Annotated in this window: 2 protein-coding genes; both read right to left on the bottom strand. The window is 41.0% G+C overall.

Features of this window, described 5'->3' with window-relative positions:
* Window positions 1-662, bottom strand: a 662-nt coding sequence (locus tag C7R91_RS28935; RefSeq protein ID WP_258183177.1) for an IS3 family transposase, incomplete at its 3' end; no start/stop codon positions are given.
* 65 nt (window positions 663-727) lie between these two features.
* Window positions 728-1,258, bottom strand: a 531-nt coding sequence (locus C7R91_RS28930) for a helix-turn-helix domain-containing protein (RefSeq protein WP_106786250.1), incomplete at its 5' end; no start/stop codon positions are given.

The following is a 1,258-nucleotide window of genomic DNA, read 5'->3' as shown; positions in this document are numbered from 1 at the left end:
AACATTCCCCAGAATGATTCCATTGGACCATTGTCGATACACCTAGCTACCCTCGACATGCTCTGAGTCATTCCTGTATCATCTAGTTTCTTCTTGAACATTTTGTTCGTGTATTGAAACCCTCGATCACTATGAAAGATGGGTTTCGCATTAGGATATGCCCGATGGGCAATATCAAACGTTCTAAATACAAGCTCATTGTTGTTGGAGTGCCCGATCACAAAGGAAACAATACTTTTATCCGACAAGTCCAGAATCGCGCTCAAATAAGCCTTGCTTTGAAGGCCGTACTTCATTTCCGTTACGTCTGTGAGCCACTTTGTACCGAATGCAAGGGATTTGAAATCCCTGTTCAAGACATTTTCTGCCGTGATTTCAGGCGTTGTCGGAACGTAATTCTCTTTCTTTTTGCGGCATACGGATTTCAATTCTAAAATACCCATGAGTCTGTATACACGTTTATGGTTGATAGAAAGATGGAACTGTCGATTCAGTTTCATGGTCATCTGGCGATAACCAAGAATACCGTTTTTTTCTTCGTAGGCACACTTAATCATAGGTAGCAACACTTTGTTGAATTTCTCATTTTCACTTTCTTTTCTATTTCGCCACTTATAATACGAGGAACGCGGAATTCCTACGATTTCACAAAGCTGGCTGATGGAATATGAATTACTGTCGTACAGCTCACGAATGGCAAGATAAATAGGTTCATTGCGGACTTGGTTTATTGTCGCCCCCTTTGAATTTCGTCTAGCTTTTTTAGAAAATCTATCTCCATTTGCTTTCTTTTATTCTCAGCTTGAAGCAGTGCATTTTGTGCTTGTAGCTTCTCCACCTCAGACATCTCGTTTTCAGATTTTCGTTTCCCACGTTTGTCCTGAAGCGCATCTACGCCAAATTTGATGTATTTGTTTGTCCATGAGTAAACCTGCTGATAGGACACCTGAAATTCCTTGGCTGTATGGACATAATTATGCTGATGTTCTAAGCAGAATTTCACAATTTCGATTCTTTCTTCGAAAGTAGTCGCTCGTCCTTTTGTCATGATTGGTGTTCCTCCTGTTCCGGAAGATTTCAACTTTTCATGACCATTATACTTTAGAATCCAGTTACGCAGTTGGCGGGTTGATTTAATACCATACCTCTTACATATCTCCATATGAGAAGCAACGCCAGCTAGGTAATCCTCGACAGCAGACTTCTTCAGTTCAGCGGAATAGGGTATGTTCTTAGATGTACTGAGCAGCCCATTGGG

The organism is Brevibacillus formosus, from assembly GCF_003013405.1.
GTDB classification, from domain to species: domain Bacteria; phylum Bacillota; class Bacilli; order Brevibacillales; family Brevibacillaceae; genus Brevibacillus; species Brevibacillus formosus.
Note: the sequence above shows the minus strand (reverse complement) of the source record. Positions and strands in the feature narration are given on the sequence as shown.